Source organism: Emticicia aquatilis (assembly GCF_014644295.1).
GTDB lineage: Bacteria > Bacteroidota > Bacteroidia > Cytophagales > Spirosomataceae > Emticicia > Emticicia aquatilis.
In genome coordinates this window covers 148,425-173,590 of the sequence record NZ_BMKK01000004.1, presented here as the reverse complement: position 1 = coordinate 173,590, position 25,166 = coordinate 148,425, and the positions used below count along the sequence as shown (strand labels likewise).

Below are 25,166 nucleotides of genomic sequence, written 5' to 3'. Positions count from 1 at the left end.
CAAAATTTTATGAGATTGTTGTAACATTATTGACTGCATCAAGTGCTAAACGATTTTTGAAGTGTTGTTTTTTATAATCGCTCGGAGTCATTCCTACAATTTGTTTAAATTGATTAGATAAATAGGCCACGCTACTGTATCCTAAGCCCCAAGCGATTTCCGAAAGATTTTGCTCTCCATAAGAAAGTAACTCTTTGGTTAGTTCAATTTTTTGATTGATGATATATTTTTCTATGGTAGTTTTTTCGAGAGAAGAAAATAAAGAACTTAAATAGGAATATTCAAAGCCTGTTTTCTTTACGAGAAAATCAGAAAAATTTTGTGATTCTTGTTTTTTGCCTTTTTTCCAATGTATTTCGTCAATTATCAAGCGTTTGATGTGTTCAACCACTTCAGTATGATGGTCTTCGATTATTTCAAACCCTTCTTTTTTTAATAATTCTCGAATATTGTTTAAAAGAACTTGGCTTGGGTTTCCATCAATTTCAACATATCCAAGGTCTATTTTAGATACAGTCAACCCAAGATTTTCGAGTTCTTCACGTACAACACGAATACAACGGTTGCACACCATGTTTTTGATGAGTAGATTCATTTTTGTAAAATAGTCAATAGAAAAACATAGCCACTAAATAATGAGGCTTAATTATTTTGCTAAGAATATTTTACTCAAATTAAAAATGATTGATTTTGAACCAAAATGGTTCTACCAGTTGATGGTGGGGGAGATGATGCTTGATTTTTAGAAGATATGTTTTTCAAAATATCTTCAACAATTGCTTTGACAAACGAAATGAAAGTAATTTTTACCCAATCTAAGCCTTTTTGAACGAATTTGGCTACATTTTGAGAAGCCGAAGAAGAGTAATCAACGTTTTCGTATTTTTCTTCTTCAGTGCAGCATTTCGCTTTCTTTACTGTAGTTTTTTGCGGTAAATTATCTTTTTTTGCAGTTTTATTACAACAAGCTGTTTCGCTTTTGTGCAAAGATGTTTGTTTACCTTTTACGGTGCAAGAGTGTTCAACCAAACCAAAGCCAGTACTACTAAGTAGCACAACTACTGCCATCAACACATTAAATATGCGGAATAGAGCCTTTTTCATTGATTTGATTGAAATTATATACAAATGTATAAATTTATAAACGAAATTAGCAAGAAAAAGTTCATGATTTTATGCTAATAGACTTCCATTTGGTACTTTTTGTTGTGGTTCGGATAAAACTACTTCGCCATCTTCCAAAATAAAGCCAGTTGTAAGCACTTCCGACATAAAATCAGCGATTTGACGTGGTGGAAAATTAGTCACACAAATTACTTGTTTGCCAAGCAATTCTTCCTTTGTGTAGAGTTTAGTGATTTGGGCCGAAGAGCGTTTGATTCCGATTTCAGTTCCGAAATCTATCAATAATTTATAAGCGGGTTTACGAGCCTTAGGAAAATCATTTACTTCTATAATTGTACCTGCACGGAGTTCTACTTTTTCAAAATCTTGCCAAGTGATAGTTTCCATTCTTTTCAAAAATTAAGAAAGGACAACTTTTTAGGGCTGTCCTTTCTGTAATGTATTTTATTTTAGGCTGCCAACCATGTCTTCTGGTTTTACCCACTCGTCAAACTCTTCGGCTGTTAAATAACCTAAGCTGATAGCTGTTTCTTTGAGTGTTGAACCATTTTTATGAGCAGTTTGTGCAATCTCAGCTGCTTTGTAATAGCCAATCTTAGTATTGAGGGCGGTTACAAGCATCAAAGAGTTGTTTACGTGTTTTTTGATATTTTCTTCAAGTGGAGCAATTCCAACGGCACATTTATCATTGAACGAAACACAACCTTCGCCAATCAAACGTGCTGAGTGTAAGAAATTATAAATCATTACTGGTTTGAATACATTCAATTCAAAATGACCCATTGCACCACCAAAGTTGATAGCCACATCATTTCCCATTACTTGTGCAGCAATCATCGTGAGAGCTTCACATTGTGTTGGATTTACTTTTCCTGGCATGATTGAAGAACCTGGCTCGTTATCAGGAATGAATAATTCGCCGATACCTGCACGTGGGCCAGAAGAAAGCATACGAACGTCATTTGCGATTTTCATCAAACTTGCAGCTACTGTTTTCAATGCTCCGTGAGCCTCAACAATGGCATCGTGGGCTGCCAATGCTTCAAATTTATTTTCGGCTGTTATGAATGGCAAACCAGTTAAATTAGCGATATGTTTTGCTACAACTTCAGAGTAACCAGCTGGAGTATTGATACCCGTACCAACGGCAGTTCCACCAAGAGCTAATTCAGAAAGGTGTTCTAAGGTATTTTTGATGGCTTTCAAACCATGATTTAATTGCGAAACATATCCTGAAAACTCTTGCCCAACTGTCAATGGTGTTGCGTCCATGAAGTGAGTACGTCCGATTTTTACAACGTTCATAAACTCAGCCGATTTCGCAGCCAAAGTATCACGTAGTTTTTCTATACCCGGAATAGTTACTTCAATCAACATTTTGTATGCCGCAATGTGCATAGCCGTTGGGAAAGTATCGTTCGATGATTGTGATTTATTTATATCATCATTTGGGTGTAAGAACTTTTGTTTGTCACCTAAATCTCCACCTTGTAATACGTGTCCACGGTAGGCAATTACCTCATTACAGTTCATGTTCGACTGCGTACCTGAGCCTGTTTGCCAAACAACCAATGGGAATTGGTCATCGAGTTTTCCTGCCAAAATCTCATTACATACAGTTCCAATCAAATCGGCTTTTTCTTTTGGTAAAACACCTAATTCGTTATTGGCCAAAGCAGCTCCGTGTTTTAAATAAGCAAATGCCTTGATGATTTCTTTTGGCATCTTATTAATGTCCTGAGCTATCTTAAAGTTTTCGATTGAGCGTTGAGTTTGAGCTCCCCAATATACATCAGCAGGTACTTGTACCTCGCCCATCGTATCTTTTTCTATTCTGTATTGCATGATTTGTTGTTAATTATAAATAAGAGTGTTTTGAAAATTAATCGTTTTCGCAAAATTAACTTAGAATTGAATATAGTTTTGAAAAACTATACTTTTTTTACGATTTTAAACAAAAAAAGCACGGTTGAGGCCGTGCTTTGAATAGTATTTTTTGCTTTAGTTTAATCTATAAGGAACAATCAGATTAAATTCTGGAATTTCAACGTAAAACTGTTTACCATCAATCATTCGTTCCATGAGGTAGCTGCCCATCATTTTACCAATGGTAGTTTTTAGATTGCAGCCCGAAACATATTCGTGGACTTCGCCTGGTTCTAAGACTGGCTGAACTCCGATAACTCCTTCGCCTTCAACTTCTCTTACAGTGCCATTAGTATCAAAAATGAACCATTGACGACGCAGCAATTGAACTGTGTTTTCACTATTATTTTCGATACAAATTCGATAGGTAAAAACAAAATGTTCTTGAAGTGGGTTTGAATACGAAGGCTGATATTCCGTTTTTACTGTTACTTTAACACCAGCAGTTACAGCAGTTGTTGTCATAGTGTTTTTGTATAGGTTTTGTAATAATCGAGGGATTTGCATCGCAAGTTAAGGCTTAAATGATATTTAATTGTATTAAATTTGCCAAAACTTGTTTAACGGATACAAAAAGTATATTTTTATTAATTTAACGAAGTAAAAATACAGAAAATATTTAAATCAACTTATTTTTTTTATTGTATGGATGTGAAAATCGAAGAAAGCTGGAAAGTTAGATTAAAAAAAGAATTTGAAAAACCTTATTTTGAGAGCTTGATAACATTTGTAAAAGCTGCTTATAAAAGTGCGGTTTGTTACCCACCCGGAAGTTTGATTTTCAATGCTTTTGATAAATGTCCATTTGATAAAACTCGGGTAGTGATTCTTGGTCAAGACCCTTATCATGGCCCTCGCCAAGCCAATGGACTGAGTTTTTCGGTAAATGATGGGGTTACTTTTCCGCCATCGCTGATTAATATCTTTAAAGAACTAAATGATGATTTGGGTGTGCCGTTTCCGAAAAGTGGTAATCTTGAGCGTTGGGCCGAGCAAGGTGTGCTTTTATTAAATTCAACACTGACGGTGCAAGCAGCAAGTGCGGGTTCTCACCAAAATAAAGGTTGGGAGCAATTTACTGATGCCGTAATACAATGTATCAATGATGAAAAAGAAGGTGTTGTATTTATGCTTTGGGGAAAATATGCTCAGGATAAAGGTAAGATTATTGATACCAAAAAGCATTTTGTGTTGAAATCAAAACACCCATCACCAATGTCGGCTAATTTTGGTGGATGGTTTGGCAATAAGCATTTTAGCCAAGCCAATAATTATTTGAGAGGTAGGGGAGTTGCTGAAATTGAATGGTAAAATAGTTATTGGTCAATTAGTTATTAGTAAACTTGTTTTTGGGGAATTGATTACGAATATCCAGTAACCAATTCCCCAGTAACTATTATCTAATTATTGAGAACAATCTGCTCCAACGGATTTTGTTTAAGAAACTTCCTTCGCTGTCGATTGACATCCAAATAAATACTGCTTTTCCTACGATGTGGTCTTCGGGTACAAATCCCCAAAAACGAGAGTCATCAGAGCCATGACGATTATCTCCCATCATGAAGAAATAGTCTTGCTTGAAAGTATATGATGTGATAGGCTTTCCATCAATCAAGATTCTACCATTTTCATATTTTGCATTTTCGTTTCCATCAAAAGTAGTAATAATACCTTTGTAAAGAGCAATGTTTTTCTCGTCCAAAGTCACGGTCATACCTTTTTTCGGAATCGTAATCGGGCCATAATTGTCACGATTGAAAGGGAATAAACGAGTATTATGTGGGAACGTAGGGAATCTTGTATCGGTTGTGTCTCCTTTGGCCATTATCATTGGAGTAACACTTTTTACAAAATCCAAACCTTTCATTTCATTCACTGCCTTAGCCGATGCCGTAACATAATAAATAGTTTTATCTGTCATTCGCATATCTTGCTCAAACTCAGTGATTTCGTATTTCTTGAAAATCTTTTCGTTTACTTGCGTATTGGTTTCAATGGCATATTCCATTTGCATCTTTTCTGGATTATCCGACATTTTACCATTGATAAATACTTGGCCATCACGCACTTCGAGCACATCGCCTGCAATACCTACGCAACGTTTGATATAGTTGGTACGTAAATCGACAGGATATTTGTCAAAACCACCAAATTCGTCGGGACGCTCTGGGCAACCTGGATAATTGAAAACCACTACATCATTGTTTTTTACAGAAGTAAATCCTGGTAAACGGAATTGTGGTAATTGAATTAGGTCTGAATACGAAGGAATATCAGTAAACCAAATTTTTTGGTGCGTAAGCGGAACCTGCAAGATAGTTTTTGGAGTACGAGAACCGTAGTGCAGTTTACTTACAAAAAGAAAGTCATTGATTAATAAGCTTTTTTCCATCGAAGCCGTTGGAATTGTGTAAGCTTCTAAAAACATCCATCTAATGAGTGTAGCCGCAACAACTGCAAATAACACCGAATCCCACCATTCTCTAATAGCTGATTTTTTCTTTTTTGGTTTTGTATTAGTTTGTACTTCTGCCATTGATATAGTTTTTAATACTTTAGAATCTATTTAAGGTTATTTTGAATCGTTATTTCAATCCCAAAAGGTCATTCATTCCAAATACTCCTTGTTTGTCATTGAGCCATTCGGCCGCAATAACCGCTCCGAGTGCAAACCCATGACGGCTGTGTGCAATATGAGTAATTTCTATTTGGTCAACGTCGGAAATATATTTTACAGTATGTGTTCCTGGAACTTTTCCTTCTCTCGACGACCAAATGGGTACTTCATTTTCTGCCGCAATTTGGTTGTTTATCCAAGTAGTTTTATCAGTCAAATTATCAATGATACCTTCAGCCAATGTGATAGCCGTACCACTTGGAGCATCTTTTTTCTCAGTGTGGTGAATCTCATTAGTAGAAACTTTAAATTCCTTGTATGGATTCATCAAACGAGCCAATGTTTTATTTAGCTCAAAGAAAAGGTTTACACCAATACTATAATTCGAAGCATAGAAAAACGCTGCCTTGTTTTCGACGCAAAGCTTTTCGATTTCAGGTTTATGTTGAAGCCAACCCGTTGTTCCGCATACCGTTGGAATTCCAAATTCCATGCAATATTTTAAGTTTCCATAGGCCGATTCTGGCGAACTAAACTCAATAACAACATCGGTGTTTTCACGGCTAAGTGCTAAAATCTCTGTGCGATTACTCACATCTATTTTTGCCGAAATCTCATGACCACGTTGTAAAGCAATCTGCTCGATTACTTTACCCATTTTTCCATACCCTAAAAGTGCAATTCGCATACTTCCAGCTTGTAATTTATTTGAAATAATTAAAAGTTTAATCTAAGTTTTACACCAGCGGATGCTCCGAATGATGAAGACTCAATAGAAGGTTCAAATTTTAGCGAAATATCATCGCTCATATCAAAACCTTTTAAGTGTGCCGAGACATTGGCTTGAATTGCCTGCAAAGTCCAGCCTGCTGCCAATGCAATCCATGATAAGTCACGTTGGCGATGGTACGCTTTTACTGCTGGCTCAATCTGTGTTTGGACAAAAGGTCCACGTAATTCACCATTGACAGGAATATATACCTCAGTTTTTTTATCAATAACGATTTGTGCTAAATAACTTTTGTAGAATTTGTATTTGTCGTTATTCCACCAAATAGCATAGATACCGCCCGCCGCTGCACCGTAAACAATAGGTATTACCCAATATTGTCTATTAGTAGCTTGTCCCCAACCTGGAAGTATCAAAGAGCGTAGTAATACAGTTCGAGGAATACTCCTTTTGTTTGAAGAGTCGGTTTTGACGATATTTTTCAAAAAACTTTTCTTCTTTGTTGTATCAATTACAGCTTTCGTTGTGCTTAAAACTTTGGCAGTATCAAGCTTTTGGGCGAAGGCTGTACTCGAAATCAAGCATAAGACGATTAAAATCCTTATCATTATGTTTTAAATTTTTGGTTTAATAACGCCTACTGGTTTAGGTAAGTATCAGAAAACCAAGTATTTAACATTCCTTAACGAATTACTCGTTAACTTTAATTGCATTAAGGATTCTGTCGAGTTCTTCTTTTGAAGTAAACGGAATCTTGATTTCACCCTTGTGTTTATCATCGGCTTTAACCAAAACTTTCGTTCCGAAATAGCCTTGTAATCTAAACTGTAAAGATGAAATCTCTTGTTTTATAGTTACCTGACGTGTCACTTTTCCTTCTTCAGGGATAATCAACGTCAATCTTCTTACTTCGTCTTCAACTTTTCTTACTGACCAGTTTTCTTGAACAATCTTATTGAAAAGTTTTATCTGTGTTTCGTGATTATCAATATTAATCAATGCACGTGCATGACCCATCGAAATCTCGCTATCTCTAACTGCTGCCTGAATCACGTCGGGCAGTTTCAAGAGTCTCAAATAATTATTTACTGTCGTACGGTTTTTTCCAACTCTATCTCCCAACTCTTCTTGTTTCAATTGAAACTCGCTCAACAAACGGTGATAACTGAGGGCAATCTCGATGGCATTCAGGTTTTCACGCTGAATGTTTTCGATGAGGGCCATTTCGAGCATCTGTTGGTCGTTGGCCGTGCGGATATACGCAGGTATTTTCGTGAATCCAGCCAGTTTTGAAGCCTGTAAACGACGCTCTCCTGAGATAAGCGTATATTTTCCTGGGCTTGCTTCTTTAACTGTAATTGGCTGAATAATACCTAAAACCTTAATTGACTCGGCCAATTCTTGTAAAGCTTCTTGGTCGAAGTGTGTACGTGGTTGAAATGGATTTGTTTCTACCGACTCAATCATGATTTCGTGCATCGAACTCATGGCTTCCATTCGGCGTGGTACAGGGGTTTCAAAACTTTTTTCCGAACCCTTCTCCGAACCCGAATCAGACAGCAATGCTCCCAGACCTCTTCCGAGTCCAGTCATGCTCTTCTTTGTGTTTGCTACCTTAGGCTCCATATATACTATTGTTAATGAAGAAAAAGTTTTGGTATTTCAAAACCTATCTTCATTGTTGTTTTGTCGTTTGTGAATAGAATTTTCTTAGTTATCCTGTCCGAGTTTACCATTTTTTACCAAAATCTCACGAGCAAGGTTCAAGTAACTAATCGCACCTTTACTATCGGCATCTTGTGCTAAAGCAGGAACACCATAACTCGGCGACTCCGAAAGACGGATGTTTCGAGGAATGAGCGTCTGAAACACCATATTTCTAAAGTGAGTCGTTACTTCATGCACTACTTGGTTAGAAAGGCGAACTCTCAAATCGTACATCGTCAATAAAATACCTTCAATCGTGAGGGCAGGGTTGAGGCGTTGTTGAATAATCTTGATGGTATTCAATAACTTTCCGAGTCCTTCTAAAGCAAAGTATTCGCATTGCACGGGTACAATAACCGAGTCGGCAGCCGTAAGACTATTGATAACGATTAAACCCAAAGATGGCGAGCAGTCGATTATGATAAAATCGTACATGTCTTTTACATCCATGAGCGATTCTTTCATTTTTTCTTCACGTTTCGGAAGGTTAATCATCTCAATTTCGGCACCAACCAAGTCGATGTGCGATGGCAGTAAATCGAGGTTTGGGAAATCGGTTTCGATGATAATATCACGTGGACGGATATCATCGACCATACATTCATAAATACTGTTTTCGACTTCTTTGGGGTTAAACCCTAAGCCCGATGTAGCATTCGCTTGCGGGTCGGCATCAATAATGAGCGTACGAAATTCGAGAGCAGCCAAACTGGCTGCAAGGTTAATTGTGGTTGTGGTTTTGCCTACACCACCTTTTTGATTGGCAATTGCTATTATTTTTCCCATTTCTTGTGGTTAGAGAAAATTACTGCCTCAAATATCTGACTTTTAATGTTAATAAACAATTAAATGTTCCACGCTGTGGGTAAAATGTTCCACGATGTGGATAAGATTGTTGATAAGAAAAAGCTCTTTGAATTAAGAATTAAGAATTGAGAATTAAGAATTTATTCGTGTAAATATCTGATAGTTAGCTGCTTATAGTTTGTGTTTTTGTGTGGCGTTTTTTTGATTTTCCTAAGAAAATTGTGTGTAATATTTTTCAATAAAAAATATCAATAAACTGCTTGAGTGAAGTTTTGAAGGAGTAAAATAAGTTTGAATTATAGCGAAATGACATTTTAATCAAGATTCGTCAATCGTAATTCATAAATCATAATTATCTTTGTAGATGCGATATTTAATAGAATGCTCATACAAAGGCACTGATTTTCATGGCTGGCAGATTCAACCCGATGCCATTAGTGTGCAAGAATGTATCGAAAAAGGTCTTTCAACAATCCTTAAAAGAAAAGTAGATATTACGGGAAGTAGTAGAACCGATACGGGCGTACATGCTGCTCAACAATATGCTCATTTCGATGTTGAAGAGGGCATCAATGACCTCGGAAGGCTGGTTAATGGCATGAATGGGATTTTACCAAGAGGTATTGCTATCAAACAAATCAAATTGGTGGCTGATGATTTTCATTCAAGATTCGATGCAACACATAGGCGTTATCTTTACCGAATTTTGCAAGAGAAAAACCCATTTTGGCATGAATTGGCTTATTTCTACAAACCAAGACTTGACATAGCGTCAATGAATGCCGCTGGTGAAATAATGAAAAAATATATTGATTATCAGTGTTTTAGTAAAGTGAAAACCGGTGTGCAGACCTTCAATTGCAGGATTGAGTTTGCATACTGGGAACAACAAGGTTCTTTTTTGTTGTTTCATATAAAGGCAGATAGGTTTTTGCGAGGAATGGTGAGGGCAATCGTAGGAACGATGCTTGAGGTAGGTTTGGGAAAATTGAGTTTAGAAGATTTTGAGCAAGTCATACTTTCTAAGGATAGAAACAAAGCGGGTAGGGCAGTGCCACCCGAAGGATTGACTTTGATGGAGGTAGGATATAATTTTTAGAAAATGGTGAAGATTGAAATAAATAAAATAAGCAGCCATCAGGACTTGGAAGATGTCAAGCAACTATTCAGAGAGTATATTGAATTTTTGCAAGTAAATCTTGATTTTCAAGACTTCGAGAATGAGTTGGCCAAACTTCCTGCTAAATATGCCGAGCCTGAAGGTGCGATTTTTTTAGCAAAAGTAAATGACCAACCAGCTGGCTGTATTGCACTTTGGAAACTTGAAGAAGGCGTTTGTGAAATGAAACGTTTGTTCGTAAAACCTGAATTTCAAGGTCTTGGACTCGGTAAAATGTTGGCTAATAGATTGATGGAAGAAGCCAAAATCAAAGGCTACCAAACAATGAAATTAGATACTTTAAAACGATTACAGTCGGCCAATTATCTTTATGCTGCGATGGGTTTTAGCGAAACACAACCTTATAATTTTAATCCAGAACCCGATATTGTTTATTTTGAAAAGGAATTAGTTTGATGGCAGTTATAGGAAAAGATATAAAAGAAGCAATTGAGATACTAAAGTCGGGTGAGGTGATTGGAATGCCGACCGAAACTGTCTATGGTTTGGCGGGTAATGCTTATAATACTGAGGCCATAACCAAGATTTTTACGGTCAAAAACAGACCAACTTTCGACCCGCTCATTGTGCATACATCAAGCATTGAGCGTGTGCATGAATTTGTGAGTGAAATTCCCGAGAAAGCTCAATTACTGGCCAAACATTTTATGCCTGGCCCGCTTACACTGCTTTTGCCCAAAAAAGATGTTATTTCTGATTTGGTAACTTCTGGACTTGACACGGTTGCGGTTAGAATTCCCAATCATCCGTTGGCTTTACAATTACTCGAAAACTTAGATTTTCCATTGGCCGCACCGAGTGCCAATCCGTTCGGATATATTTCGCCAACTTCGGCACAACACGTTGATAATCAGCTTGGAGATAAAATTAAGTATATTTTGGATGGAGGTGAATGTAAAGTTGGAATTGAATCTTCGATAATTGGTTTTTTTGATGGTGAAATAGTAGTGCTACGCAAAGGAGGATTAGCAATTGAAGAAATTGAAGCGATTGTAGGAAAGGTTAGAATCGAAGAGCATTCGTCGTCAAACCCGAAAGCTCCGGGAATGCTCAAAAGTCATTATGCACCACGTACTCAGTTATTGTTTACTGGTGATTTGTTATTGGCACATGAGGATACAAAACTAATTGGTTATTTAGGCTTTGATAAATTTCATACCTCAATTCCACAGGAAAACCAACTTTTACTCTCTCCCGCAGGAGATTTGAACGAAGCTGCTAAGCATTTATTTGCCTATATGCGTTTGCTTGATGCTCGTGGCTTTGATAAAATTTATACCGATTTACTTCCTGAAAAAGGCTTGGGTCGTGCAATCAACGACCGCATAAAAAGAGCAACGACCCAAGAATAGATTTCAAGGGTCGTTGTTTTATCTTGGCATTATATTTTTAGTTCTCCGTAATTACAAACTCTACTCTACGGTTTTTAGTACGATTTTCTTCGGTATCATTCGGAGCAATTGGCTCGTCTTGTCCTTTGCCGATTGCTTTAATTCGGTTGGCTGCTACGCCTTTATTGAATAGGTAGTTTGATACAACCGTTGCTCTAAAATGCGATAAAGCTAAGTTTAGACGTGGGTCACCATTGTTATCGGTGTATCCTACAATTTCAAGTTTAACTTTTGGGTTAAGTTTCATAGTATTAACCAACTTATCAAGTTGAGGAAATGACTGTGGCTTGATTTGTGAACTACTTTGCTCAAAATACAAATTACTCAATCTAAATCTTTTTCCAACACCTAAATTTTCAAAAATCTCAACTTTTACCTTAAAATCTTCGTCAGTAATAACTGTTGCATTATCAACATAGACCTTTTCTTCTTTCTTTTCTACCTTTTTTGGAGCAGGCTCTGGTTTTTTTTCTACTGGTTTTTCAGGTGTTGTTACGGCAACTTCTACCTTTTTTTCGGGGACTTTTACAGGTTCAAGCTTCTTTTCTATTGGCTTTGGTTCTTCTTTTTTAGGCTCAGGTTTAGGCTCTGGTTTCTTTTCAACTTCTTTTTTCATCATGAAAATATCACGCTTGAAGTCAGAAGTGGAGGCGAGTGAACTTACATCAACAGTTTCAGCGTAAACTTCATAACCCGGAGCTTCAACCTCCATATTATATTTTTTATCAGGTAGAAGGTTTGCTTGAAAATCTTGTGATTCGATTGCAAATTTTGCCGTTACTGACTGATTTGCTTCGTCGGTCAATTTCAGTTTAACATTTGGAATCGGTTGTTTGTTTTTAGAATCCAATGCCTTAAAATTAAACCCATAAGCCTCTTTCTTTAGTGCAATTGTCACTATACCATTTATTGCCGATGCAAGATTTACTGCATCTTTAAAAATAGTATATCCGTTAGCATTTAGTTCTAATTCATAGTTTTTATCTTGACTCAAAGTCGCTTTCATGCGAGTTCCCCCTTGCATGAGTGTACCGTTTATTACTTCGCCGTTTGTAGTAATTTTAAATTCCGAAACAATACCTTTCTTGGTTAAAGCATCAATCGGAGAAAAAATAATATCTTCGGTTGGGACTTTTTTGATTTTTAACTTAACCGTTTTATTCGACGGACTTTTCGGAAGTGTTCCACGATAAGGTACATACCCTTCTGCTTTTATCTCAACGCTATATGACTCGTCGTTTTTCAGTTCAGCCAGCCATTCTGCAGAGAGCGGATTGGCCACAATAGCTATGGGTTCGTTATTGGCATTAAAAACCCGAAGATTCGCATTGGCAACATTGCCTCCTTTATCTTCATCTTGCACCATTAATTTTATTTTATCAAAAGCATTTTTAAATAGCGGAATTTCTTGCTCAAATAAACTACTCGAAGCCAATGCTTTTGCATCAATGTTTTGCGTAGATTTTTCGTAGCCTTCAGCATCTACCGTAACAGAGTAACTTCCTGAAATCGGAAGGCTTACTGTGAAAGTATTCTTATCATTCGTTGTGCCAATGGGCTGGCTATCTTTCAGATTTATGATAGAAAGTTTGGCTGCATTGATAGCTTGTTTCTTCTGAGCATCTACAACTTTAAAAGTAAATGTATAAGCATCTTTTTGAAGCTCAACAACCTTAGTGCCTTCTTTGTTGGTTGCAGAAAATGCAGGGGTTTCTGTTAACGTCTTGTAGCCATCGGCTGAGATTTCGAGTGTATAGTTTTTCTGTGGATAAAGGTCTATTTTATACTGTTTAGTGGCATCCGAGGTTCCAATAAGTGGTTCTTGTGCGGCACGCATCAGTTTATATTTAGCTTCGATTGGCTTTTTTGTTATTCCATCAATAGCCGAATAAAAAACAGTTTGGAATACTTTCTGCATACTAATTCCAATCAATTTGCTTGAACTACGTTGAAGCGTACCAGTTTGTTTCATGTACCCATTTGCCTCAATCTGTTGGAAATAGTCTTTATTTTTTTCTAAAACTATTTTGTATTCGCCCGTTTTTGCATTGAGTTTTACAGGAATTGGCTGTTTCAAATCATCGAAAATCTTTACATCAGCCCCTTGAATTAACTGCTTGTCTTCAGCATCAGAAACCAAGATAATGTATTCATCCACCGTACTTTCGAGCATAATTTTATGGCTTAATTTACCTGCACTTAAATTCTCTAAATTAAAAGGCTCCTTTTTAGTGGTATAATTTGGGTGGCTTACCTCAACAGTGTAGATACCGCCTTCGGTTGGTTTGAATTTAATATCAGCCTCGGTAGTTCCTTGAATTTCTTGAACTTTATCTTTATAGGAAATCTTGAATGTTGCAGGAAGACGTTTGCCCGAAAGTTTATCATAAGCCCCAAATGAAAAGAAACTTTCAGAAGGCATCGTAATGGTGTATTCCTTCTGATTAGTTGCCTTTAAATCAATTTTTAGAGGCGTGTAACCTGACTGTTCGATTGCAGCCGAATATTTTTTAGCGGGGTCAAATTCTACAACCGCTTCACCTTCTGGCAAAAGATTATCGAAGAAAAGTACGTTGTCGGTTGTGTTCGTAATTTTTAGGCTTACACCTTTCAGAACTTTTTTTGTATCATCTCCAACAATTAAAATTTTAACGCCATTAACAGGCTTTTCGAGTCTTATTTCTTTATTGTAAGAGCGAGCAGGGTCGCCTACTTCCAATGCAAAACTTTCTCGCTTTGGCTTATGGCTATTTGATGTTACCTCAACCGTATATAAATCAGCTTTGGTGATTATCATTCTAAAATACGGAATACCTTTACCTGTTTTTCCAGTAAATGTCTTATCTCCTGCCGTAATTGTGAAAGTAGCATCAACATAATCACCAGTTGCCTCATCAATGGCTTTCAAAATCAACGCTGCTGATGGCTGAGGCTCCATATCTAATACAACATTGAAGCCCTCTTTGTCTTGGTCAGCAGCAATATTTTGTATTTTTTCTTTGGTATGATAGCCGTCGAGTTGAGCTGTTATTTTATAAGATTCACCACTTTTTACCATTACGGTAACACGTCCATCGACTTCTTTCAACGGAATCACATTTCCGCCTGTAAGTGATACTACCGTAAATTTAGGCTGTAATTGAATGTTATTACGTTTGTCTTTTGCCGATAAATTGAGTGGAATTTCAATAAATGAAGTCGTTGTGTTGGTTTTGTTGACAAAAAAAGTGCTATCCAAAACTACGAAATGGATGGATGCAAGCAGTAAGTATAAGTAAGTAATAATCCTCGTCATGCTTTTTGGGAAAGTGTATGCGTTTGATTACAAATTTCAGAAAAAATCTATACATTTTAACTGTTTTGCTAAAATGAATTGTATATTTTTTTGAAAATATGTTTTTTTGCCAAATGAAAACACTTGATACACAGTCAGTTTTGATTGATTTGCAATATTTGCCCAGCATTGAATTTTTTGCTTGCATCCAATCATTCTCCGAAATAATATTAGAATGTAACGAAAATTACATCAAACAGTCCTATCGAAATCGTTGCTACATATTAGGTTCTAACAAAACAGAAATGCTTATTGTACCAGTTGTTGATGGCAATAAGAAGATTTTGATTAAAGACATGAAAATTGATTATAGCCAAAGATGGAACATAAATCATTGGCGAACCATCAGTGCCGCTTACGGAAAATCGCCTTTTTATGAGTTTTATTCAGATTATTTCAGAAATATTTATGATAAAAAACATACGTATTTATGGGATTTGAACTTGGAAATGCTGACAATGTGTCTGAAACTTTTGAGGGTGAGCAAGACAATTCGTCAGACTGAAGTTTACGAAAAAGAAGCCAATTCGACTGTTTTTGATGCCAGAAATCTTATAAATCCTAAAAAAGTATCAGATAGCAGTCAATTTTATCTGCCAAGCCCATATCAGCAAAATTTTGGCAATGAATTTGTGCCTAATCTCTCCATAATTGATTTATTATTTTGTCGTGGAAATCAAGCAACAGAAATTTTAAAAAAATCTATGTCGATTTGAACACACTTTATTAATAATCCGTTATATTGCAAAACGTAAATAGTAGAATTAAGAATGTAGAATTAAGAATGTAGAATGTTTTCTTAATCTAAACATTTTACCAAATAAAATCTATCTTTTCTTATTCTCGTTTGAATTCGTTTTAATTGTAAAAATATTTTGATTGTAGTTTGTGAATTAATACTTCATTCTACATTCTTCATTCTACATTAATTTCAAATGGAGCCTAAATTTTCACAGAAAGTCAAAGAAATCATAACCTTAGCTCGTGAAGAAGCACTTCGACTGGGGCATGATTACATCGGAACCGAACACTTGATTTTGGGGATGATTAGAGATGGTGAGGGAATTGCTCTAAATCTATTGAGAGATTCAGGCGTACAACTCGACGAACTACGCATCACTATTGAGCAGGCCACAAAAGGCACTGCAACCAACAATATTAAAAACTTGGCGAATATTCCGCTTACTCGCCAGTCTGAAAAAGTTTTGAAAATCACCCATTTAGAGGCCAAAATCTTTAAATCACAATTGATAGGTACTGAGCATTTGCTGTTGGCCATTTTGCGTGACGGCGATAACCTCGGTGGACAGATTTTACAAAAATTCCACCTTAATTACGAACAGACTAAAGAAATGCTTGAGTATCAACTAACCGGTCAGAAACCTGTGATGGAACGTCCAGAGACTGATGATGACGATGAAAGAATTTTCGGCGGTGGCACTGGTGGGTATTCTCAGCAAAAAGGAGAACAGAAAAATCCAGAGAAATCTAAAACTCCTGTTTTAGATAACTTCGGACGTGACCTAACCAAATTTGCCGAAGCCGGTAAACTCGACCCGATTGTAGGACGTGAAAAAGAAATTGAGCGTGTAGCTCAAATTCTTTCGAGACGTAAGAAAAATAACCCAATTTTGATTGGTGAGCCTGGTGTTGGTAAAACTGCTATTGCCGAAGGTTTGGCACTCAGAATTGTGCAGAAAAAAGTTTCAAGAATTTTATTCGGAAAACGTGTTGTAACGCTTGATTTGGCTTCATTGGTGGCTGGTACAAAATACCGTGGCCAGTTTGAAGAAAGAATGAAAGCAGTAATGAATGAGTTAGAGAAATCACCAGATGTGATTTTATTCATCGACGAAATTCATACGATAGTAGGTGCAGGAGGTGCAAGTGGCTCGCTCGATGCCTCAAATATGTTTAAGCCAGCTTTAGCCCGTGGCGACATCCAATGTATTGGTGCCACAACGCTTGATGAGTATCGTCAATATATCGAGAAAGATGGTGCTTTGGCCCGTCGTTTCCAAATGGTAATGGTAGAAGCAACTTCAATCGACGAAACCATAGAAATCTTGAATAATATCAAGGATAAGTACGAAGACCACCACCACGTAAGCTATACACCAGATGCTTTAGAGGCAGCAGTAAAATTATCGGAAAGATATATCACTGACCGCTACCTTCCGGATAAAGCCATTGATGTATTAGATGAGGTTGGTGCAAGAGTACACATCAATAATATTTCAGTTCCACAAGATATTCTTTTCTTAGAAGAGCAAGTTGAGTTAATCAAAAAAGAGAAAAATCAGGTGGTGAAGAGCCAACGCTATGAAGAAGCAGCTCAACTCCGTGACCGTGAGAAAAAACTTTTAGAACAACTCGACAAAGCAAAAATTGCTTGGGAGGAAGAAGCCAAAACTAAACGCTACACAGTAACCGAAGACAACGTAGGTGATGTGATAGCGATGATGACGGGAATTCCGGTGAAGCGAGTGAACATGAATGATGGCGAGAAAATCTTGAATATGGGTGATGCACTCCGTGGCAGAATCGTAGGTCAAGACCCTGCCGTTGAAAAACTCGTAAAATCAATTCAACGTACTCGTGTTGGCTTGAAAGACCCTAAAAAACCAATTGGTTCGTTTATTTTCTTAGGCCCAACTGGGGTTGGTAAAACCGAACTTGCCAAAACTCTTGCCACGTATCTTTTCGATAAAGAAGATGCCTTAGTAAGAATTGACATGAGTGAATATATGGAGAAATTCAGTATCTCTCGTTTGGTTGGAGCACCTCCAGGATACGTTGGCTACGAAGAAGGCGGTCAATTGACTGAGAAAATTCGTAGAAAACCATATTCGGTAGTATTGCTCGATGAGATTGAAAAAGCTCACCCAGATGTGTACAATATCTTGTTGCAAGTGCTTGATGATGGTATCTTGACAGATAGTCTTGGTCGCCGTGTTGACTTCCGTAATACAATTATAATCATGACTTCAAACATTGGGGTTCGTGACTTGAAAGATTTCGGTACAGGAATTGGTTTTGCAACTAAATCACGTACTGATAATCAAGATGAAATGGTGAAAAGTACAATTCAGAATGCTTTGAAGAAAACCTTCTCGCCTGAATTCTTGAACCGTTTGGATGATGTAATTGTATTCAACTCATTGAGTCGTGAAGATATTCATAAAATCATCGACATCGCACTTGGTCGTTTAATTGCCCGTATCACAAATATTGGCTACAATATCGAATTGACCGAGAAAGCAAAAGATTTCTTAGCAGAAAAAGGTTATGACCAACAATACGGTGCAAGACCATTGAATCGTGCGATTCAAAAATATGTTGAAGACCCATTGGCAGAGGAAATCTTGAAAGGTGATGTTCAAGAAGGCGATACTATTTTGGTTGATTACAGCGGCGAGGGTGACACACTGTCGTTTGGAAGAACCAAAAAGGAAGAGTCAATCGAAAATAATCAATAATACAAGAATTTATCTTGTGAATAGCAAAAAGCACGGCAATCTGTCGTGCTTTTTTGCTATTTTTGCACCATGATTCTTGATTATATTAAATATTTGTTGAAGGCAAAAGATGAGCATTCGCTGCATTCTCCTTTTGTTTTTGACTTTTACACTAAAATTCTCAAAGATAAAACTTTGTACAAAGAATATACAGAGATTGAAACTTTGAGGGGAAATTTGTTGAGTGATAATCGTATCATTAATATCAACGATTTTGGAGCAGGAGCAAAGACAAATAAGAGCATTCAGCGTACGGTCAGCGATATTGCAAGTAAATCACTCAAAAAGCCAAGTTTAGCTCAACTCTTTTTCCGAATAATCAAGTATTATCAGTATTCAAGCATCTTAGATTTAGGTACCTCCCTTGGTTTAACGACCGCCTATTTAGGAAAGACAAATCAAGAAACAAGCTTGAAAAGCTTTGAAGGATGTGAAGAAACAGCCAAAATTGCCCAAGAAACTTTCGATAAACTTTCTTTAAATAATATTGAAATTATACAGGGAAATATTGATGAAACTTTGCCGAAAGAATTACAAAAGATTCAAAAATTAGATTTTGTTTTTTTCGATGCCAATCACCGTTATGAGCCAACGATTCGTTATTTTGAACAGTGCTTGAGCAAGGTCAACGAAGATAGTTGTTTTATTTTTGATGATATTTATTGGTCAGAAGAAATGAAACAGGCTTGGACCACGATTCAAAATCATGATTCGGTTCGAGTGAGCATTGATTTGTTTTGGGTAGGAATCGTTTTTTTTAGGAAGAAACAGCCAAAGCAACATTTCGTTTTAAAATTTTGATTTAATTTAGAATTATTCCAAACTAAAAACTATTCTGGCTTGTTGTCGTAATGTGGGGCGATTCTCCAGAATCGCTGAAGTTGAAGAAATAAAAATGTAAATTAAGCGATTGAGAAATCGACTAAAACAATATGTCAATATTAGATATTAATAAAATTCGTAAAGATTTTCCGATTCTCGATGAAAAAGTAAATGGCCGTGATTTAGTTTATTTTGATAATGCAGCAACAACTCAAAAACCTTCGATTGTTTTGGATGCTTTGGCAAACTATTATGGTCATTATAATGCTAATATTCATCGAGGTATTCACTTTTTGGCCGAAAAAGCAACTTCTGCTTTTGAAGACTCACGCACAACAATTCAGAAGTTTCTGAATGCAGCCCATAAAGAAGAGATTATTTTTACGTACGGAACAACTGATGGTATCAATTTAGTTGCTCAAACATACGGCCGTAAGTTTTTGAAAGAAGGAGATGAGATAATTATTTCGACATTAGAACATCACTCTAACATTGTGCCGTGGCAAATGCTTTGTGCAGAAAAAGGTTGCGTGCTAAGAGTAATTCCGATTGATGATAAAGGCGATTTGATTTTGGAAGAATATGAAAAAATGCTTTCGGAGAAAACCAAGTTTGTTTCGGTTGTTCACGTCTCCAATGCTTTGGGAACAATCAATGATGTGAAATTTATCATTGATAAAGCTCACGCAGTAGGAGCAAAGGTTTTGATTGATGGAGCTCAAGCATCTTCTCATATTACAATTGATGTGCAAGCATTAGATGCTGATTTTTACGCTTTCTCAGCACATAAGCTATTCGGGCCAACTGGTATGGGTGTTCTTTATGGAAAATCAGATGTTTTAAATGCCATGCCGCCGTATCGTGGAGGTGGTGAAATGATAAAAGAGGTAACGTTTGAGAAAACTACTTATAACGAGTTGCCATATAAATTTGAAGCTGGTACACCAAATATTGCTGATGTTGTGGCAGTAAAGTTTGCCATAGATTATATCAATGATTTAGGAAAAGAAAACATAGCTGCTTACGAAGATGAACTTCTGAAATATGCCACCGAACAACTTTCTGATATTTCAGGCTTGAGCATTGTCGGACAAGCAAAGGAAAAAGTTTCGGTTGTTTCGTTTGTTTTAGATGGCGTACACCCGCAAGATGTGGGCGTTATCCTCGACCAGCAAGGAATTGCAGTTCGCACGGGACATCATTGTACACAACCATTGATGAACCGTTTAGGACTTCCCGGAACTTCAAGAGCCTCATTTGCTGTTTATAACACAAAGCAAGAAATTGACAAATTGATTGCTGGCATTCATAAGGTTAAGAAAATGGTACTTTAAACTAATATTGATATGATTACCAAAGCACAGTTATTGGAATCTATTGACGATTTACCAGAAGAGTTTGAAAGAGAAGAAGTTATTGAGCGTCTTTTAATCATTGATAAGTATAATAAAGGAATTCAACAGATTAAAGAAGGCAAGACTATTCCAGTTGACCAGTTTAAGAAAGAATTTGAAGCATGGCGACAGTCGAGATAAGTGAGGAAGCTCAAGAAGACTTTTTAGATGTTTATTCCAATCTTTACGACGACAGCCCATCCTATGCTGACTTTTGGGAAAAAGAATTTTTTAAAAAAGTTAAACTTTTAGAGTCTTTTCCGAATATGGGGCGTATAGTACCCGAAATTGGTAGTCTTAGAAATTTTAGAGAAATTTCAGTTGGTAAGTATAGAGTATTTTATGTTGTTAGTAAGACTATCGTTGTAATTATTGGCATAAGACATAGTGCCAAGTCGCTGAGTTTCTGAAGTTTAGATAAAAATATGACCATAAACGAAATACAAGATGAAATCATTGAAGAATTTGAACTCTTCGATGATTGGGAAGGAAAATACGAGTACATCATTGATTTAGGTAAAAAACTACCTAAGCTTTCAGATGAGTTTAAAACTGAAGATAATATCATCAAAGGTTGCCAATCAATAGTATGGCTTCATGCCTACAAGCAAGATGGCAAAATACATTTTGAGGCTGATAGTGAAGCAATTATAGTGAAAGGTTTGGTGAGTATGCTTGTTAAAGTGATGACTAATCATACACCTGAAGAAATTGCAAACGCCGATTTGTATTTTATCGAAAAAGTAGGTTTAGCAAGCCATTTGGCACAGACTCGCTCCAATGGACTCGCTTCAATGGTAAAGCAGATGAAAGCCTACGGTATTGCATATCAGGCTAATGATTAATTCTATATAAAATAAATAAAATGACCGAGCAAGAATTAAAAGATAAAGTAATAGAAGCAATTAAGCAGGTTTATGACCCCGAGATTCCCGTTGATGTTTATGAACTGGGCTTGATTTATGACATAAAGATTTTTCCAGTAAATAATGTTTATGTTTTAATGACACTCACTTCTCCGTCTTGCCCTTCGGCCGAATCAATTCCTGTAGAAATTGAACAAAAGATTCGTGAAATTGAAGAAGTGAGCGATGTAAGTGTAGAATTGACGTTCGACCCACCTTACGCAACCGATATGATGTCGGAAGTAGCCAAGCTCGAACTTGGGTTTATGTAAACCTTATGGCTGTATTAAAGCATTAAGTAGATTATAATTATTAAAAAAATGTCAATATTGCCCTATGACATTTTATAACCATCAAATAAAAGCTCCCCTTTAGGGGCGGGGGGGCGGCTAAATTTATGTATCCTCCTCATTTAGTTGCACCTATGAAAGCCGACTTAGTAAACGCAGGCTTTCAAGAATTACTTTCTGCGTCAGACGTAGATAATTTTATCGCCAATCAGAAAGGTACTTCATTGGTTGTTATCAATTCGGTATGTGGTTGTGCTGCAGGTACTTGCCGTCCAGGAGTAAAATTGGCTCTTCAAAGAACTGAAGCAAAACCTGATTCGCTTGTTACTGTTTTTGCGGGTGTTGATACTGATGCTGTACAACAAATGCGTACTTATATTCCTTTCCCTCCATCATCGCCAGCAATTGCGATTTTCAAAGATGGAGAAGTAGCTCACTTTATCGAAAGACACCATATCGAAGGACGTTCGGCTGAAATGATTGCCATGCACCTATCGGCTGCATTGGAAGAAATCGTAGGCGAAGAAGCGTAATTAGTTCAGAGTGAAGAGTTCTGAGTTCTGAGTTTTCGACACAAATTTAACTCAGAATTCAGAACTCAGCATTCAGAACTAAAATTAGAAGTTTGGTTTCAATAAGTATTTACCGTAGAATTCGTTAATTACCTTTACTGCATCATCTGCTGTATCAACCAATTTAATTAGATTCAAATCTTCCGGGTTGATATTCTTTTCTTTCTCACACATTGTTTGTTTTATCCACTCAATAAGTCCTTGCCAGTATTCGGTTCCAACCATTACGATTGGGAATCTTGCAATTTTCTTTGTCTGAATTAATGTAAGTGCTTCAAAAAGTTCATCGAGTGTTCCAAAGCCTCCTGGCATGATTACAAACCCTTGCGAATATTTCATGAAACATACTTTACGTGCAAAGAAATAATCGAAGTTGATACTTTTATCAGGGTCAACGAATCTGTTTGGAACTTGCTCAAATGGCAATTTAATGTTCAGACCTACCGATTTTCCACCGTTTTCTGCTGCACCTTTGTTTCCTGCTTCCATCACCCCTGGACCACCGCCCGTGATAACCCCGTATCCTTTAGCTACTAATTTAGCTGCAATTTCTTCTGAAAGTAAATAATATTTATGGTCGGGTTTAGTACGTGCCGAACCGTAGATTGTTACACAAGGGCCGATTTTTGCCAAACGGTCAAATCCATCCACAAATTCTGCTACGGTTTTTAATATTTGCCACGAGTCTTGGCTCTGAATTTCATTCCATCCTTTTTCTACAAATGCCTCACGAATTAATTCTTCTTCATTTAATATAATTTCTTTTTCTGCCATAATTAAATTTTGTTTGTCGTACGAAATAGTTTTTTTGTTTTTGAAGGTAAATTTTTATTTGGTCGAATAAAACAATTCTTCTTAAATTTTTTGAAAAGAATTGGATAATGAAAACGTATATTTGTAAAAAAAAGTTTAAAATAGAATAAAATGAATTTTTCTTGGCTAATTCATCCCCAAAAAGAAAAGTTCTTAGTATATTTTTTAATCAAGAGTAGGGGAATAAAATACTATGAAAGTAGCAATAGCAGGCGACCACGCTGGTTTTGAGTACAAAAAAGTCATACTTCGTTGGCTTCAAGAACAAAATTTCGAGACGGCAGATTATGGCCCTTATACACCCGAAGCGGTAGATTATCCAGATACTGCACATCAGTTGGCCAGTTCGGTTGAAAGCGGCCAATATGAGTTCGGAATCTTGATTTGTGGCAGCGGAAATGGTGTTTGTATGACTGCCAATCATCATAAAGGAATTAGGGCTGGTTTAGTTTGGAACCTCGAAGTAGCAGAGTTGATTCGTCAGCACAATAACGCTAATGTTATATGCCTTCCTGCACGATTTATTGATGTAGAATTAGCACTTGAATGTGTAAAAACCTTCTTGAAAACAGAGTTTGAAGGCGGCCGTCACGCTCGACGAGCAGATAAAATAGCTTGCTAATAAAAAGAGCTATGAATTTCGGTTCATAGCTCTTTTCTCTTAATACTTTCTCTGATAAATTCCTTGAATTTTACTGGTCTGATAGTCAGACGCTAAAGCAGGAATTCTCTTAAATATCTTCGGTATAACATTCTGCTTGTCAATGATAATTGTTGGAGGGTCTTTCTTGAAATTATCAAAGATATTGATGATGCTTTCGTAGTTGTCAGGGTTTTCTAAGTCAATTTTAGAAAGCTCCCAGTTGAGATAACAAGTGGCCGACTTTCCATAAGTATATTCATCAATTCGCTCACCAATTACCAACATTTTCTGGCCTTTCATTAACTCTGGAAGCTCTTTTGGCTTCACACGCATATCTGTCAATTGCTCAAATCCTTTTCCAATAAAAGGAGTAACTCCTTGATATTGTACAAAAACAATAAATAAAAATAAGATTGTAAACAGTAATTCGGGTAAAAACGCACCACGAAGGTGGAAGAAAAAACCTGTAATAAAATACGCAAAAAATGGTACAAAAATTATAAACTGCATCGGAGCAACGTTGGGAGATAAGAATAAGGCCAAAAGTGACGCAATTCCCCAAATGAGCATAATTTGCTGTGTACGCTGCTGATAACTGTTATATCTACTTACCTGTGTCTGCCTCAAAAAGCCAAATACAGCCAATGCAGAGGGAACTGTAATGGCAATAAATGCACTCTTAAAGTCTTCTAAACTATATTGCTTGATTTTGAAAATGCCGTTGAACCAGTTGTATTTAAATTCATCGAGCGAATCATAGAAATAAAAGTAAAGCCCCGCCAAAAATAGTGGTAAACCAAAACCTAAAATTGCCAAGAAGTGTTGGCGAATATTGGCATTGGTGAAGAATACTAAACTTGCTATGCTCCAAAAAATGAAAACCATAGTTGGCTGATGAAACAATGAAGCAATACCAATATACAAACCAACTTCAAATACCTCATCCGAAACCCCTTCACGGCGTTCCATTTGTTTTACAAGTTTATTGAATGCAAAAAGCAAAAATGTTGTTGAGAGTAAAACTGGCGATAATTTACTCATATCGAACGAAAGGCTCATTAAAAGTACATAAATGAGACCAGGAGCGTAGTTTTTTTCGAGATAAGTTTGGCGAGTGTTACAAACAAACGTAAAATATAATGCCTGAAAGTAAGTTATTAGAATAGCTATGAACTCATAAACAAGTTGCGAACGCCCAAACGAAACATCAATGGCCCAATAAACAAATGATGCCAATGGACCAACGTTGGTCCATACTTCTCGGTATAAAAAGCGTCCTTCGTGGATTTTTTCTCCTACCAGCATCCACTCAAGTTCGGGGATAAGTAGGGGTAACTTTTGCCCCATAAAAGGCAATTTAATAATCACGACCAGCAAAAGCAGTGAAAAAAT

27 protein-coding genes are annotated in these 25,166 nt (G+C 36.7%); 14 read left to right on the top strand and 13 right to left on the bottom strand.

The annotated features are described in order from the left end of the window. Positions 1–7 precede the first annotated feature (7 nt). From IEX65_RS10860 to apaG, 5 genes are all read right to left on the bottom strand, one after another. Positions 8–595 carry an AraC family transcriptional regulator gene (locus tag IEX65_RS10860; protein ID WP_188766085.1) on the bottom strand — a complete coding sequence of 196 codons (588 nt, stop codon included), beginning with the start codon at positions 593–595 and terminating at the stop codon, positions 8–10. A gap of 74 nt (positions 596–669) precedes the next feature. Next, positions 670–1,104, bottom strand: a complete 435-nt coding sequence (locus IEX65_RS10855) for an HYC_CC_PP family protein (RefSeq protein ID WP_188766084.1) — start codon at positions 1,102–1,104, stop codon at positions 670–672. Positions 1,105–1,173: 69 nt separating this feature from the next. After that, a complete protein-coding gene (locus IEX65_RS10850) occupies positions 1,174–1,512 on the bottom strand; it encodes a tRNA-binding protein (RefSeq protein WP_188766083.1) in 339 nt (112 codons plus the stop codon). A 57-nt stretch (positions 1,513–1,569) separates the two neighbouring features. Beyond that, positions 1,570–2,970 carry a class II fumarate hydratase gene (fumC, locus tag IEX65_RS10845; protein ID WP_188766082.1) on the bottom strand — a complete coding sequence of 467 codons (1,401 nt, stop codon included), beginning with the start codon at positions 2,968–2,970 and terminating at the stop codon, positions 1,570–1,572. 156 nt (positions 2,971–3,126) lie between these two features. Continuing rightward, positions 3,127–3,516, bottom strand: a complete 390-nt coding sequence (gene apaG / locus IEX65_RS10840) for a Co2+/Mg2+ efflux facilitator ApaG/CorD (protein ID WP_188766081.1) — start codon at positions 3,514–3,516, stop codon at positions 3,127–3,129. Positions 3,517–3,696: 180 nt separating this feature from the next. Between apaG and ung the strand changes: the two genes are divergently transcribed. Further along, positions 3,697–4,362, top strand: a complete 666-nt coding sequence (ung, locus tag IEX65_RS10835) for a uracil-DNA glycosylase (protein ID WP_188766080.1) — start codon at positions 3,697–3,699, stop codon at positions 4,360–4,362. An 85-nt stretch (positions 4,363–4,447) separates the two neighbouring features. Here ung and lepB read toward each other — a convergent pair whose 3' ends face one another. The 5 genes from lepB to IEX65_RS10810 all read right to left on the bottom strand — a co-directional run bounded on the left by lepB (position 4,448) and on the right by IEX65_RS10810 (position 8,891). Beyond that, complete coding sequence (gene lepB, locus IEX65_RS10830) at positions 4,448–5,587, bottom strand: signal peptidase I (RefSeq protein ID WP_188766079.1); 1,140 nt, start codon at positions 5,585–5,587, stop codon at positions 4,448–4,450. Positions 5,588–5,636: 49 nt separating this feature from the next. After that, a complete protein-coding gene (dapB, locus tag IEX65_RS10825; protein ID WP_188766078.1) occupies positions 5,637–6,356 on the bottom strand; it encodes a 4-hydroxy-tetrahydrodipicolinate reductase in 720 nt (239 codons plus the stop codon). A 29-nt stretch (positions 6,357–6,385) separates the two neighbouring features. Beyond that, positions 6,386–7,006, bottom strand: a complete 621-nt coding sequence (locus tag IEX65_RS10820) for a DUF5683 domain-containing protein (protein WP_188766077.1) — start codon at positions 7,004–7,006, stop codon at positions 6,386–6,388. A gap of 82 nt (positions 7,007–7,088) precedes the next feature. Then, entirely contained in the window at positions 7,089–8,024 is a 936-nt protein-coding gene (locus IEX65_RS10815) for a ParB/RepB/Spo0J family partition protein (protein ID WP_188766076.1), read from the bottom strand. Between the two features lie 84 nt (positions 8,025–8,108). Beyond that, positions 8,109–8,891, bottom strand: a complete 783-nt coding sequence (locus tag IEX65_RS10810) for a ParA family protein (protein ID WP_188766075.1) — start codon at positions 8,889–8,891, stop codon at positions 8,109–8,111. Between the two features lie 385 nt (positions 8,892–9,276). On the opposite strand from IEX65_RS10810, the gene truA reads away from it, so the two are divergent. From truA to IEX65_RS10795, 3 genes are read left to right on the top strand one after another with little or no spacing between them, the layout of a single operon-like run. Further along, entirely contained in the window at positions 9,277–10,011 is a 735-nt protein-coding gene (truA, locus tag IEX65_RS10805; protein ID WP_188766074.1) for a tRNA pseudouridine(38-40) synthase TruA, read from the top strand. A gap of 3 nt (positions 10,012–10,014) precedes the next feature. Beyond that, positions 10,015–10,488, top strand: coding sequence for a GNAT family N-acetyltransferase (locus IEX65_RS10800; RefSeq protein WP_188766073.1), 474 nt, complete (start codon positions 10,015–10,017; stop codon positions 10,486–10,488). Continuing rightward, a complete protein-coding gene (locus IEX65_RS10795; protein ID WP_188766072.1) occupies positions 10,488–11,444 on the top strand; it encodes an L-threonylcarbamoyladenylate synthase in 957 nt (318 codons plus the stop codon). Before IEX65_RS10800 ends, IEX65_RS10795 begins: the two co-directional genes overlap by 1 nt. A gap of 37 nt (positions 11,445–11,481) precedes the next feature. On the opposite strand, the gene IEX65_RS10790 is transcribed toward IEX65_RS10795, so the two are convergent. Beyond that, complete coding sequence (locus tag IEX65_RS10790; RefSeq protein WP_188766071.1) at positions 11,482–14,778, bottom strand: OmpA family protein; 3,297 nt, start codon at positions 14,776–14,778, stop codon at positions 11,482–11,484. A gap of 113 nt (positions 14,779–14,891) precedes the next feature. Between IEX65_RS10790 and IEX65_RS10785 the strand changes: the two genes are divergently transcribed. From IEX65_RS10785 to IEX65_RS10745, 9 genes are all read left to right on the top strand, one after another. Further along, positions 14,892–15,533: a WbqC family protein gene (locus IEX65_RS10785; protein WP_188766070.1), complete on the top strand. Its 642-nt coding sequence runs from the start codon at positions 14,892–14,894 to the stop codon at positions 15,531–15,533. A 219-nt stretch (positions 15,534–15,752) separates the two neighbouring features. Further along, positions 15,753–18,296 (top strand): ATP-dependent Clp protease ATP-binding subunit, encoded by a 2,544-nt coding sequence (locus IEX65_RS10780; RefSeq protein WP_188766069.1) that lies wholly within the window; start codon positions 15,753–15,755, stop codon positions 18,294–18,296. A 69-nt stretch (positions 18,297–18,365) separates the two neighbouring features. Beyond that, positions 18,366–19,136 (top strand): O-methyltransferase, encoded by a 771-nt coding sequence (locus tag IEX65_RS10775; RefSeq protein ID WP_188766068.1) that lies wholly within the window; start codon positions 18,366–18,368, stop codon positions 19,134–19,136. A gap of 131 nt (positions 19,137–19,267) precedes the next feature. Beyond that, positions 19,268–20,491, top strand: a complete 1,224-nt coding sequence (locus IEX65_RS10770; protein WP_188766067.1) for a cysteine desulfurase — start codon at positions 19,268–19,270, stop codon at positions 20,489–20,491. A gap of 12 nt (positions 20,492–20,503) precedes the next feature. After that, the gene (locus tag IEX65_RS10765) at positions 20,504–20,692 is read left to right on the top strand and encodes a hypothetical protein (RefSeq protein WP_188766066.1); all 189 of its coding nucleotides are present in this window, start codon (positions 20,504–20,506) and stop codon (positions 20,690–20,692) included. Next, positions 20,674–20,961, top strand: coding sequence for a type II toxin-antitoxin system RelE/ParE family toxin (locus IEX65_RS10760; protein WP_188766065.1), 288 nt, complete (start codon positions 20,674–20,676; stop codon positions 20,959–20,961). Before IEX65_RS10765 ends, IEX65_RS10760 begins: the two co-directional genes overlap by 19 nt. Before the next feature lie 15 nt (positions 20,962–20,976). Further along, complete coding sequence (locus IEX65_RS10755; RefSeq protein ID WP_188766064.1) at positions 20,977–21,396, top strand: SufE family protein; 420 nt, start codon at positions 20,977–20,979, stop codon at positions 21,394–21,396. A gap of 20 nt (positions 21,397–21,416) precedes the next feature. Further along, the gene (locus IEX65_RS10750) at positions 21,417–21,728 is read left to right on the top strand and encodes an iron-sulfur cluster assembly protein (protein WP_188766063.1); all 312 of its coding nucleotides are present in this window, start codon (positions 21,417–21,419) and stop codon (positions 21,726–21,728) included. A 125-nt stretch (positions 21,729–21,853) separates the two neighbouring features. Next, on the top strand, positions 21,854–22,279 hold the full coding sequence (locus tag IEX65_RS10745; protein WP_188766062.1) for a BrxA/BrxB family bacilliredoxin: 426 nt from the start codon (positions 21,854–21,856) through the stop codon (positions 22,277–22,279). Positions 22,280–22,363: 84 nt separating this feature from the next. Here IEX65_RS10745 and IEX65_RS10740 read toward each other — a convergent pair whose 3' ends face one another. Continuing rightward, positions 22,364–23,092, bottom strand: coding sequence for an LOG family protein (locus tag IEX65_RS10740; RefSeq protein WP_188766061.1), 729 nt, complete (start codon positions 23,090–23,092; stop codon positions 22,364–22,366). A gap of 232 nt (positions 23,093–23,324) precedes the next feature. Here IEX65_RS10740 and rpiB point away from each other — a divergent pair, with 232 nt between their 5' ends. Then, the gene (rpiB, locus tag IEX65_RS10735; protein WP_188766060.1) at positions 23,325–23,753 is read left to right on the top strand and encodes a ribose 5-phosphate isomerase B; all 429 of its coding nucleotides are present in this window, start codon (positions 23,325–23,327) and stop codon (positions 23,751–23,753) included. Between the two features lie 39 nt (positions 23,754–23,792). On the opposite strand, the gene IEX65_RS10730 is transcribed toward rpiB, so the two are convergent. Further along, positions 23,793–25,121 (bottom strand): hypothetical protein, encoded by a 1,329-nt coding sequence (locus IEX65_RS10730; RefSeq protein ID WP_229250631.1) that lies wholly within the window; start codon positions 25,119–25,121, stop codon positions 23,793–23,795. Positions 25,122–25,166 lie beyond the last annotated feature (45 nt).

What these genes read in the sequence shown, in the direction of transcription:
- IEX65_RS10770 (WP_188766067.1), top strand. Translation starts at nt 19,268, where the DNA reads ATGTCAATATTAGATATTAATAAAATTCGTAAAGATTTTCCGATTCTC.
- apaG (WP_188766081.1), bottom strand. Translation starts at nt 3,516, where the DNA reads ATGACAACAACTGCTGTAACTGCTGGTGTTAAAGTAACAGTAAAAACG.
- fumC (WP_188766082.1), bottom strand. Translation starts at nt 2,970, where the DNA reads ATGCAATACAGAATAGAAAAAGATACGATGGGCGAGGTACAAGTACCT.
- IEX65_RS10780 (WP_188766069.1), top strand. Translation starts at nt 15,753, where the DNA reads ATGGAGCCTAAATTTTCACAGAAAGTCAAAGAAATCATAACCTTAGCT.
- IEX65_RS10815 (WP_188766076.1), bottom strand. Translation starts at nt 8,024, where the DNA reads ATGGAGCCTAAGGTAGCAAACACAAAGAAGAGCATGACTGGACTCGGA.
- IEX65_RS10850 (WP_188766083.1), bottom strand. Translation starts at nt 1,512, where the DNA reads ATGGAAACTATCACTTGGCAAGATTTTGAAAAAGTAGAACTCCGTGCA.
- IEX65_RS10820 (WP_188766077.1), bottom strand. Translation starts at nt 7,006, where the DNA reads ATGATAAGGATTTTAATCGTCTTATGCTTGATTTCGAGTACAGCCTTC.
- IEX65_RS10760 (WP_188766065.1), top strand. Translation starts at nt 20,674, where the DNA reads ATGGCGACAGTCGAGATAAGTGAGGAAGCTCAAGAAGACTTTTTAGAT.
- IEX65_RS10855 (WP_188766084.1), bottom strand. Translation starts at nt 1,104, where the DNA reads ATGAAAAAGGCTCTATTCCGCATATTTAATGTGTTGATGGCAGTAGTT.
- IEX65_RS10730 (WP_229250631.1), bottom strand. Translation starts at nt 25,121, where the DNA reads ATGGGGCAAAAGTTACCCCTACTTATCCCCGAACTTGAGTGGATGCTG.
- ung (WP_188766080.1), top strand. Translation starts at nt 3,697, where the DNA reads ATGGATGTGAAAATCGAAGAAAGCTGGAAAGTTAGATTAAAAAAAGAA.
- IEX65_RS10750 (WP_188766063.1), top strand. Translation starts at nt 21,417, where the DNA reads ATGACCGAGCAAGAATTAAAAGATAAAGTAATAGAAGCAATTAAGCAG.
- rpiB (WP_188766060.1), top strand. Translation starts at nt 23,325, where the DNA reads ATGAAAGTAGCAATAGCAGGCGACCACGCTGGTTTTGAGTACAAAAAA.
- IEX65_RS10860 (WP_188766085.1), bottom strand. Translation starts at nt 595, where the DNA reads ATGAATCTACTCATCAAAAACATGGTGTGCAACCGTTGTATTCGTGTT.
- IEX65_RS10785 (WP_188766070.1), top strand. Translation starts at nt 14,892, where the DNA reads ATGAAAACACTTGATACACAGTCAGTTTTGATTGATTTGCAATATTTG.
- IEX65_RS10765 (WP_188766066.1), top strand. Translation starts at nt 20,504, where the DNA reads ATGATTACCAAAGCACAGTTATTGGAATCTATTGACGATTTACCAGAA.
- IEX65_RS10810 (WP_188766075.1), bottom strand. Translation starts at nt 8,891, where the DNA reads ATGGGAAAAATAATAGCAATTGCCAATCAAAAAGGTGGTGTAGGCAAA.
- IEX65_RS10775 (WP_188766068.1), top strand. Translation starts at nt 18,366, where the DNA reads ATGATTCTTGATTATATTAAATATTTGTTGAAGGCAAAAGATGAGCAT.
- dapB (WP_188766078.1), bottom strand. Translation starts at nt 6,356, where the DNA reads ATGCGAATTGCACTTTTAGGGTATGGAAAAATGGGTAAAGTAATCGAG.
- IEX65_RS10790 (WP_188766071.1), bottom strand. Translation starts at nt 14,778, where the DNA reads ATGACGAGGATTATTACTTACTTATACTTACTGCTTGCATCCATCCAT.
- IEX65_RS10745 (WP_188766062.1), top strand. Translation starts at nt 21,854, where the DNA reads ATGTATCCTCCTCATTTAGTTGCACCTATGAAAGCCGACTTAGTAAAC.
- lepB (WP_188766079.1), bottom strand. Translation starts at nt 5,587, where the DNA reads ATGGCAGAAGTACAAACTAATACAAAACCAAAAAAGAAAAAATCAGCT.
- IEX65_RS10755 (WP_188766064.1), top strand. Translation starts at nt 20,977, where the DNA reads ATGACCATAAACGAAATACAAGATGAAATCATTGAAGAATTTGAACTC.
- IEX65_RS10795 (WP_188766072.1), top strand. Translation starts at nt 10,488, where the DNA reads ATGGCAGTTATAGGAAAAGATATAAAAGAAGCAATTGAGATACTAAAG.
- IEX65_RS10740 (WP_188766061.1), bottom strand. Translation starts at nt 23,092, where the DNA reads ATGGCAGAAAAAGAAATTATATTAAATGAAGAAGAATTAATTCGTGAG.
- IEX65_RS10800 (WP_188766073.1), top strand. Translation starts at nt 10,015, where the DNA reads ATGGTGAAGATTGAAATAAATAAAATAAGCAGCCATCAGGACTTGGAA.
- truA (WP_188766074.1), top strand. Translation starts at nt 9,277, where the DNA reads ATGCGATATTTAATAGAATGCTCATACAAAGGCACTGATTTTCATGGC.